The 9,048-nt window shown below is 46.4% G+C and carries 8 protein-coding genes; 6 read left to right on the forward strand and 2 right to left on the reverse strand.

Annotated elements, in window-relative coordinates:
• The 6 genes from IQR33_RS33775 to IQR33_RS20340 form a co-directional block, all read left to right on the forward strand.
• On the forward strand, nucleotides 1–191 hold a 191-nt coding region (locus tag IQR33_RS33775; protein ID WP_322631791.1), incomplete at its 5' end, for a helix-turn-helix domain-containing protein.
• A gap of 63 nt (nucleotides 192–254) precedes the next feature.
• On the forward strand, nucleotides 255–1,355 hold the full coding sequence (gene dnaN / locus IQR33_RS20320) for a DNA polymerase III subunit beta (protein WP_005394106.1): 1,101 nt from the start codon (nucleotides 255–257) through the stop codon (nucleotides 1,353–1,355).
• Nucleotides 1,356–1,364: 9 nt separating this feature from the next.
• The gene (gene recF / locus IQR33_RS20325; protein WP_005378839.1) at nucleotides 1,365–2,444 is read left to right on the forward strand and encodes a DNA replication/repair protein RecF; all 1,080 of its coding nucleotides are present in this window, start codon (nucleotides 1,365–1,367) and stop codon (nucleotides 2,442–2,444) included.
• Between the two features lie 13 nt (nucleotides 2,445–2,457).
• Nucleotides 2,458–4,875: a DNA topoisomerase (ATP-hydrolyzing) subunit B gene (gyrB, locus tag IQR33_RS20330; protein WP_005378841.1), complete on the forward strand. Its 2,418-nt coding sequence runs from the start codon at nucleotides 2,458–2,460 to the stop codon at nucleotides 4,873–4,875.
• Between the two features lie 343 nt (nucleotides 4,876–5,218).
• Nucleotides 5,219–5,635: a GreA/GreB family elongation factor gene (locus IQR33_RS20335; protein WP_017635594.1), complete on the forward strand. Its 417-nt coding sequence runs from the start codon at nucleotides 5,219–5,221 to the stop codon at nucleotides 5,633–5,635.
• Nucleotides 5,636–6,168: 533 nt separating this feature from the next.
• The gene (locus tag IQR33_RS20340; protein ID WP_005378857.1) at nucleotides 6,169–6,606 is read left to right on the forward strand and encodes an Hsp20 family protein; all 438 of its coding nucleotides are present in this window, start codon (nucleotides 6,169–6,171) and stop codon (nucleotides 6,604–6,606) included.
• Between the two features lie 126 nt (nucleotides 6,607–6,732).
• Here the strand turns inward: IQR33_RS20340 and IQR33_RS20345 are convergent, their stop codons facing one another.
• Together IQR33_RS20345 and IQR33_RS33780 are read right to left on the reverse strand one after the other, a co-directional pair.
• Nucleotides 6,733–7,986, reverse strand: a complete 1,254-nt coding sequence (locus IQR33_RS20345; RefSeq protein WP_017635592.1) for a valine--pyruvate transaminase — start codon at nucleotides 7,984–7,986, stop codon at nucleotides 6,733–6,735.
• A 229-nt stretch (nucleotides 7,987–8,215) separates the two neighbouring features.
• A partial coding sequence (locus tag IQR33_RS33780; protein ID WP_265575799.1) for an alpha-amylase family glycosyl hydrolase occupies nucleotides 8,216–9,048 on the reverse strand: 833 nt, incomplete at its 5' end.

Below are 9,048 nucleotides of genomic sequence, written 5' to 3' on the forward strand. Positions count from 1 at the left end.
GTCCTCGTCAGCTGGCCATGGCGTTAGCAAAAGAACTAACCAACCATAGCTTGCCTGAAATTGGCGATGCGTTTGGGGGCCGCGATCATACGACCGTACTTCATGCTTGTCGCAAGATTGAGCAGCTGCGTGAAGAGAGCCACGACATTAAAGAAGATTACTCTAACTTGATTCGCACCCTGTCTTCGTAATCGGTTAGAATAACGGTATTCTAAGCAAATCATTTATTGAGCTGACAGCGTAAAGAGCCAAGCATGAAATTTACCATTGAACGTAGTCATTTAATCAAACCGCTACAGCAGGTTTCGGGCGCTTTAGGTGGCCGACCAACTCTGCCAATCTTGGGTAACCTACTTCTTAAAGTAGAAGAGAACGTATTGTCGATGACGGCAACCGATCTTGAAGTAGAGTTAGTAAGCAAAGTGACGCTAGAAGGTGATTTTGAAGCGGGCAGCATTACCGTTCCTTCTCGTAAGTTTCTCGATATCTGCCGTGGTTTACCGGACGATGCGATCATCACATTTGTATTAGAAGGTGATCGCGTACAAGTTCGCTCTGGTCGCAGCCGTTTCTCATTGGCAACACTTCCTGCGAACGATTTCCCTAATATTGAAGACTGGCAAAGCGAAGTGGAAGTATCACTGAGCCAAGCCGATCTACGTACGCTGATCGACAAAACTCAGTTCTCGATGGCGAATCAAGACGTTCGTTACTACCTCAACGGCATGTTGTTTGAAATTGACGGCACCACGTTACGCAGCGTGGCGACGGACGGCCACCGTATGGCGGTATCGCAAACTCAGCTAGGTGCAGACTTTGCGCAGAAGCAAATCATCGTGCCACGCAAAGGTGTGCAAGAATTAGTAAAGTTGATGGATGCGCCAGAGCAGCCTGTAGTACTTCAGATCGGTAGCTCCAATGTTCGTGCTGAGGTGAATAACTTTACTTTTACCTCTAAGTTGGTTGATGGTCGTTTCCCTGACTACCGCCGTGTATTGCCTCAGAGCACCAATAAGACCCTAATAGCAAGTTGTGACGAGTTGCGCCAAGCCTTCTCTCGTGCTGCGATTCTTTCCAACGAAAAATTCCGTGGCGTGCGTGTGAATCTGGCTGATACTGAAATGCGCATAACCGCGAATAACCCAGAACAAGAAGAAGCGGAAGAGATGCTTGATGTAACCTTTGAAGGTGACGCTATCGAAATCGGCTTTAACGTAAGCTATGTGCTTGATGTTCTGAACACGTTGCGTTGTGAAAATGTACGTGTGTCGATGTCGGATGCTAACGCTAGCGCGTTGATTGAAAATGCCGACGATGACAGTGCCATGTACGTGGTGATGCCAATTCGTCTATAAGCCAACTGAATGCCTCTTTCTCGTCTCATCATTCAGCAGTTTCGAAACATTAAAGCCTGTGATATTGAGTTATCAGCAGGCTTTAACTTTCTTATCGGGCCGAACGGCAGCGGTAAAACCAGTGTCTTAGAAGCGGTTTATCTGCTCGGGCATGGCCGCTCATTCAAGAGCTCTCTCACCGGACGAGTGATACAAAATGAGTGTGACGAACTGTTTGTTCATGGTCGTTTTTTGAACTCGGATCAATTTGAGCTACCTATCGGCATTAATAAGCAGCGTGATGGCTCAACAGAGGTTAAAATAGGCGGTCAATCTGGACAAAAATTAGCGCAGCTGGCACAAGTTCTGCCTCTGCAGTTGATACACCCAGAAGGGTTTGATTTACTGACAGATGGCCCTAAACATCGTCGTGCGTTTATTGATTGGGGCGTGTTTCATACCGAGCCCGCTTTTTATCAAGCATGGGGAAGGTTCAAGCGCCTGAACAAGCAGCGCAACGCGTTGTTGAAAACCGCCAATAGTTATCGTGAGCTCAGTTATTGGGATCAGGAAATGGCAGGATTGGCTGAAAACATCAGCCAATGGCGAGCAAGTTACATCGAGCAGATGAAAACTGTCGCAGAAACTATCTGTCAGACATTTTTGCCAGAATTTGAGATCCAATTGAAGTATTATCGTGGCTGGGATAAAGACACTCCATACCACGAGATACTAGAAAAGAATTTTGAGCGTGATCAGGCATTGGGATACACCTTTAGTGGCCCAAACAAAGCTGATTTGCGCATTAAAGTGAACGGAACGCCCGTTGAAGATGTTCTGTCACGCGGTCAATTAAAACTCATGGTGTGTGCATTGCGTGTAGCGCAAGGGCAACACCTGACAGAGATGGCCGGTAAACAATGCATTTACCTAATTGATGACTTCGCGTCGGAATTAGATAGCCAACGTCGCAAGCGTCTTGCTGACTGCTTAAAAGAGACGGGCGCACAAGTATTTGTAAGCTCTATCACTGAAAGCCAAATCGCCGATATGTTGGACGATAACGGTAAATTGTTTCATGTGGAACATGGCAGGATAGAGTCAAACTAGAAGAGAGAAACTCATGTCTGAAAATTACGATTCATCGAGTATTAAGGTACTGAAGGGTCTGGATGCGGTACGTAAGCGTCCAGGAATGTACATCGGCGATACGGACGACGGCACCGGCCTTCACCACATGGTTTTCGAGGTGGTGGATAACTCAATTGATGAAGCGTTGGCAGGTCACTGTAAAGACATCGTTGTGACAATTCATGAGGATAACTCGGTTTCCGTTAGCGATGATGGTCGTGGCATTCCAACAGAAATCCACTCAGAGGAAAATGTCTCTGCAGCAGAAGTAATCATGACGGTTCTTCACGCGGGTGGTAAGTTCGACGATAACTCATACAAAGTATCGGGTGGTCTTCACGGGGTAGGTGTTTCAGTAGTAAACGCACTATCAGAGAAAGTTGAGCTAACGATTCATCGTGGTGGCCATATCCATACGCAAACCTACCGACATGGTGAGCCTCAAGCGCCACTAGCCGTTGTGGGTGATACGGATAAAACCGGTACACAAATTCGTTTCTGGCCAAGTGCCGAAACGTTCTCTAACACTGAGTTCCACTATGACATTCTGGCGAAACGCCTGCGTGAACTGTCATTCCTGAACTCTGGTGTGTCGATCAAATTGGTTGATGAACGTGAAGCGGACAAACATGATCACTTCATGTATGAAGGTGGTATTCAAGCGTTCGTTGATCACCTAAACACCAACAAAACGCCAATCATCGAAAAAATCTTCCACTTTAACTCTGAGCGTGAAGACGGCATTTCAGTTGAAGTGGCGATGCAATGGAACGATGGTTTCCAAGAGAACATCTTCTGCTTTACCAACAATATCCCACAGCGTGATGGTGGTACTCACCTTGCTGGTTTCCGTGCTGCGCTAACACGTACATTGAACAGCTTTATGGATAAAGAAGGTTTCTCGAAGAAAGCGAAAACAGCGACTTCAGGCGACGATGCGCGTGAAGGTCTAACTGCGGTTGTTTCGGTGAAAGTGCCTGATCCTAAGTTCTCAAGCCAAACAAAAGACAAACTAGTTTCTTCTGAAGTGAAATCAGCTGTTGAGTCTGCAATGGGTGAAAAACTGTCTGAGTTCCTGATTGAGAACCCGACAGAAGCGAAGATGGTTTGTTCGAAAATCATCGATGCAGCACGTGCACGTGAAGCTGCGCGTAAAGCTCGTGAAATGACGCGCCGTAAAGGTGCACTAGACCTAGCTGGCCTTCCAGGTAAACTTGCAGACTGTCAGGAAAAAGACCCGGCACTCTCTGAACTATACATAGTGGAGGGTGATTCGGCAGGCGGCTCCGCAAAACAAGGCCGTAACCGTAAGAACCAAGCGATCCTACCGCTAAAAGGTAAGATTCTTAACGTAGAAAAAGCACGTTTCGACAAGATGCTATCTTCTCAAGAAGTAGCAACACTGATCACCGCACTAGGTTGTGGTATCGGTCGTGACGAGTACAACCCGGACAAGCTTCGTTACCACAACATCATCATCATGACCGATGCCGATGTCGATGGTTCGCACATCCGTACGCTACTGTTGACCTTCTTCTACCGTCAAATGCCAGAGCTTATCGAGCGTGGTTACGTGTACATCGCTCAGCCACCACTATACAAAGTGAAAAAAGGCAAACAAGAGCAGTACATCAAAGATGAAGAAGCGATGAACCAATACCAAGTATCATTAGCTCTGGATAATGCATCGCTACACGTAAACGCAGAAGCACCTGCACTGGCTGGTGAAGCACTAGAGAAGCTTGTTCAACAGTACAATGCGGGTATTAAACTGGCGGAACGTATGAGCCGTCGCTACCCAAGTGCTTTGGTAAACGAGTTGATTTACACTCCTCGCCTAACGCCAGAGCAATGCCATGACGCATCAGTTGTGGAAGCTTGGACGAAGCAGCTTATTGAACAGCTGAATGCGAAAGAAGTGGGTGCAAGCCAGTACAGCTACGAAGTTGAGCAGCACGAAGAGCTAGGCTTAAACTTGCCTAAGATTGTGGTTCGTACTCACGGCGTGACGCACGAACATGCAATTAGCATCGACTTCCTAAACTCGAAAGAGTACGGCAAGTTGGCTGATCTATCAGAAGCACTTGATGGACTTCTGGAAGAAGGCGCGTACATCAAACGTGGTGAGCGTACTATGCCAGTGGCAAACTTTGCAGAAGCGCTTGACTGGTTAGTGAAAGAGTCAATGCGTGGCTTAAGCCGTCAGCGCTACAAAGGTCTAGGTGAGATGAACCCAGACCAACTTTGGGAAACCACCATGGACCCAGAAACTCGTCGTATGATGCAGGTAACGATTGAAGATGCGGTAGGTGCAGATCAACTGTTCACTACGCTAATGGGTGACCAAGTAGAACCTCGTCGTAACTTCATCGAAGAGAACGCACTGAAAGTAGCGAACCTAGACGTATAACGACACTGTTCGTGATAGTAAAAAGCAGCGAGAAATCGCTGCTTTTTTTGTTGTACCACCAGCTAAAATCGCCACTTTCTGCTAAAGCGGATGTTTTTCTGGTACTAACTGCCAACAACCCGATCAAGCCTGCCATTTTATTTCTGTTTTCTTTTTTTCTCGCCATTTTGTTCGCTTGAGCGTTTTTGCTTTCTTTTTTCTGCTCGCTATAGTGCTGAAGAGCTGATGAATAAGGAGACTAAGAAAATGGTGATGACTTTCCTGAACTAAGCCGGAAGTGATGCACTTCCGGTTCAATGCACTGAATTTATTTGTAAGACAAGGCATTAAGAAGGAAATAATCATGTTTGAACGCTGGTTCTCAGCGTACTGCTTGGCGCTGCGAACTTGGTGGTTAACCAGTCGCTTTTTAACCTATCAATCACCACTAAGGTTGTTATCGCTATTTGAAATCTGCGAGCAACAAGCCCATTGCCGTAACCGAGCTCGTATTGCGGTTGGGGACACGGTTCGCTTAGTGGATGTTGAACGCGCCTATCAATATCGCATGACATTGGTCAGCTCGCGTAAGGGGCAACCCATGACAGGTATGCTCGCGGTCGATTCTTATTTGGGGTCTCGACTGTTAGGTCGAGCTAAAAATGATGCGCTCGAAGTGGAAATTTTTAATCAGCGACGCTGCTTTGTGATTACTGAAATTGTTCATCAATCGCAGCCACCAGCTCAGAAAATGCTGTGTGGTTGTCTGTTGTGCCAATAAATAGAGGTGAAGTCATGAGTAAGAAAGAAAAGAAACAACCGCAGTTGAGTCTAAAAGAAAAGCGCAAACTAAAGCAGGAAAAGGCGGCAGAAAAGGACGTTGTAAAAGCGCGTAAATCCTCCCGCAAGTAAAGTGTAGATTGAGCCCCCCAGAACGGCGGGCTTTTTATCACAGATCGCGAAGTGATGAGGAACTAAGCTGTTCAAGGGGATAGTGGATGCTTTAAAAATTTTTTATTTTTTCCCTTGAAAGTCATTTTTGACGACCTTATATCTAGTTACGAAGAGGGTGACTGGCTTGCTAGAGACTAGAAGACCAGCCCTCTGAAATCGCTAAAACGAGATCGCTCAGAAGAGGATATGGCGTTTTAGCACACAACTTAAACCTTTAGATTCAATATCATGTCTCCGAGCCAAACCAAGGCCAGTGGAATGATAAGAATCTCTTAGTTCGGCGTTGGTTTTTGCATAAACACGCCAGTAGGATGAAACTCATCTGAACTAAGACTATTGCTTAATTAAGAGGATAGATTTATGCGTAATGTAGATTTCTCACCACTATACCGTAATGCAATTGGCTTTGATCGTCTGCTAAACCTGATGGAAGCGAATACAGCGAAAAATACTTCTGGCGGTTACCCTCCATACAACATTGAGCAAAAAGACGAGCACAACTACCGTATTACTATGGCCGTTGCTGGCTTTGCTGAAGAACAGCTCGATCTGACTCAAAACGAAAACATGTTGATTGTGAAGGGCGAACGTAAAGCAGAAGAAGGCAAAAACTACGTTTACCAAGGTATTGCAGAACGTGATTTTGAACGTAAATTCCAGCTAGCGGATTACGTAAAAGTTGTCGGTGCATCAATGGAAAACGGTCTGCTTCATATCGATTTAGTTCGTGAAATCCCTGAAGCCATGCAACCACGTAAGATTGCTATCGGTGGTAACAACCTGATTGAGAACAACTAATCAGTTAACCACCCAGTTATAGAATGAGAAAGAGCGCCATATGGGCGCTCTTTTTAGTTTGGGGTTTTCAAATCCGCTATTTTAAAGCCGTAATTTCAAAGAGAAGAACGGCTGAGTTCAATCCATCTATTTACCTTCGCGGTAAGCCTTTTCCACTTCTTCAGCGATAATCGCAATGCCTTTTTGCATCATCTCATCATCTTGAACGTAGTTCATACGCAGGCATTGGTGCGCGTGATCCCACTCGTCTTGCTGACCAATAAAGAAATATTCACCAGGGACAATCAATACGCCACGCGCTTTCAAGCGTTGGTACAGTTCCATTGTTGTGATTGGCAGTTCATCAAACCATAACCACAAGAAGATAGCGCCTTCCGGCTTGTGGATGCGGAATCGCTCATCGGTAATTGCTTGTTGGAGCAGTTCAACCGCACGTTGTGATTTTTGCTTGTAGAACGGCTTAATCACCTCTGAACTCAGTTTAAGCAGATCACCTTTGCCAATTATATGGTTTGCCAGCGCTGGACCAACACTGCCCGGCGCTAGGCTGATGATGCCGTTCATATTGGTTAACGCTTGAGTGATTTCTTCACTCGCAATCACAATGCCACAACGCACACCTGGCAAGCCAAGTTTAGATAGGCTCATGCATAGGATGGTGTTTTCATTCCAGAACGGTTCGACATCTTCAAAGATGATGTTCGGGAAAGGTAGACCGTAGGCGTTATCGATGATCAGCGGGATGTTGTTCTCACGTGCTAGCTTGTCCAGCTTACGTACTTCTTCATCTGTCAGTACATTACCCGTTGGGTTAGTTGGGCGAGACGCGCAGATTGCCGCAACAGAGTCGTCGACGGCGAGTTGCTCAAAATCGACGTGGTATTTAAACAGGCCGTTATCTAACAGCTCGATTTCTGGGTGGTAAGAGATAAAGATATCTTCATCAATGCCAGCATCACCATAACCGATGTATTCAGGCGCGATAGGCAGTAGCACTTTCTTGTGCGAACCGTCTGGCTGTTTACCTGCCAACAAGTTGAACAAGTAGAAAAAGCCACTTTGGCTACCGTTAGTTAGGCTGATGTTTTTTTCGGAAATATCCCAGCCGTAAGTTTCACGGAATAACTGAGCTAGCGCTTTGACGAACGCGTCTTTACCCTGCGGGCCATCGTAGTTGGCGAGGGCGGCGACGAGCTCCCCACTGGCGAGCATTTCCTCACTGGCTTGGTGAAAGTAATCGAGCATGGCAGGAATGGCGGCAGGATTACCTCCACCGAGCATGATGGCACCTGGTGTGCGCAGGCCATCATTCAAATCGTCCATTAACTGCGTAATACCTGAATACTGATTAAATTTTTCACCAAACTTTGAGAACTGCATGCTGACTTATACCTAATTCATTGTGATTGCTTTGTGTATGTTTATGCCGATGTTTTATCGGCTTATCGAGTAATCCTTGACCTTACCTCAATGTGTAATTAACGCAAAGTGTGAATTAAGCCGAAAAAGAAAAAAGTGCGTCATCAGACCAGAGGAACGAGACAAAAGGGCAAAAAGAACAATAAAAAAGGGAAGCTTATGCTTCCCTTGCTGGTGGAAAGAGTGTGATTTACTCACCGGTGTAAACAATCAGCACCTTGTCGTCTTGGTATTGGCGTTCGAACGCGTAGTAACCTTCTTGATTGCGAGTGATGTGCTTACCTTGAGCAACCGCTGGGTGGCGTTTACGGAATTCACCCAACTTTTGCCAATGTTGCAGCAGATCTTCACGCTCGCCATGAATCTTATCCCATGGCATATCTGAGCGTGTGCCTTGGTGGGCGTCTGAACCAGTAATGCCAAAATCACGAGCTATCTCATCACCGTAATAGATCTGTACTGCACCGGGAGCCAGCATCAGTGCATTCGCTGCACGTGCTTGGTCATCAAAGCTGCGGCTGCGCGCTGACCAAAACAGCTGTGTATCGTGTGAAGACAGGTAGCTCAACACGTTGAACTCAGGATCGGTATTGATGCGTTCTGCATAGCGGCGGTAATCATTATCAAGTTGAGCGAAACACTTCAGCGCTTTTGGTGCTACGTCAGATTGGAACTCGAAGTTGATGATGGAATCGAAGCCGTTATCGAAATACGGGCTTTTCACCACGCTGTGTGCCCACACTTCACCCGTCATCCAGAAAGGTAAGTCATCCAAGGCTTTGTCCGGGTTGTTTTGCTTCCACTGGGCAAGCGCTTGGGTGGTGCTGGCTTTCAGCTCTGCCCACGCTTCCATTTCAACGTGTTTTGCGGTGTCGACACGGAAGCCGTCAATGCCGTAGTCACGTACCCAATCGGATAACCAGGTAATCAGGTGTTCACGTGGGGTTTGCAGCTCATCTTGCGCATTGGTGTCTTTATTGCGGAAGAAGTTTGGTAATCCGGTTTTCTGAGTCGATTCGGTTT

The organism is Vibrio sp. OPT46 (assembly GCF_015163535.1).
Taxonomy (GTDB): Bacteria; Pseudomonadota; Gammaproteobacteria; order Enterobacterales; family Vibrionaceae; genus Vibrio; species Vibrio alginolyticus.

What these genes read in the sequence shown, in the direction of transcription:
- dnaN (WP_005394106.1), top strand. Translation starts at nt 255, where the DNA reads ATGAAATTTACCATTGAACGTAGTCATTTAATCAAACCGCTACAGCAG.
- recF (WP_005378839.1), top strand. Translation starts at nt 1,365, where the DNA reads ATGCCTCTTTCTCGTCTCATCATTCAGCAGTTTCGAAACATTAAAGCC.
- gyrB (WP_005378841.1), top strand. Translation starts at nt 2,458, where the DNA reads ATGTCTGAAAATTACGATTCATCGAGTATTAAGGTACTGAAGGGTCTG.
- IQR33_RS20335 (WP_017635594.1), top strand. Translation starts at nt 5,219, where the DNA reads ATGTTTGAACGCTGGTTCTCAGCGTACTGCTTGGCGCTGCGAACTTGG.
- IQR33_RS20340 (WP_005378857.1), top strand. Translation starts at nt 6,169, where the DNA reads ATGCGTAATGTAGATTTCTCACCACTATACCGTAATGCAATTGGCTTT.
- IQR33_RS20345 (WP_017635592.1), bottom strand. Translation starts at nt 7,986, where the DNA reads ATGCAGTTCTCAAAGTTTGGTGAAAAATTTAATCAGTATTCAGGTATT.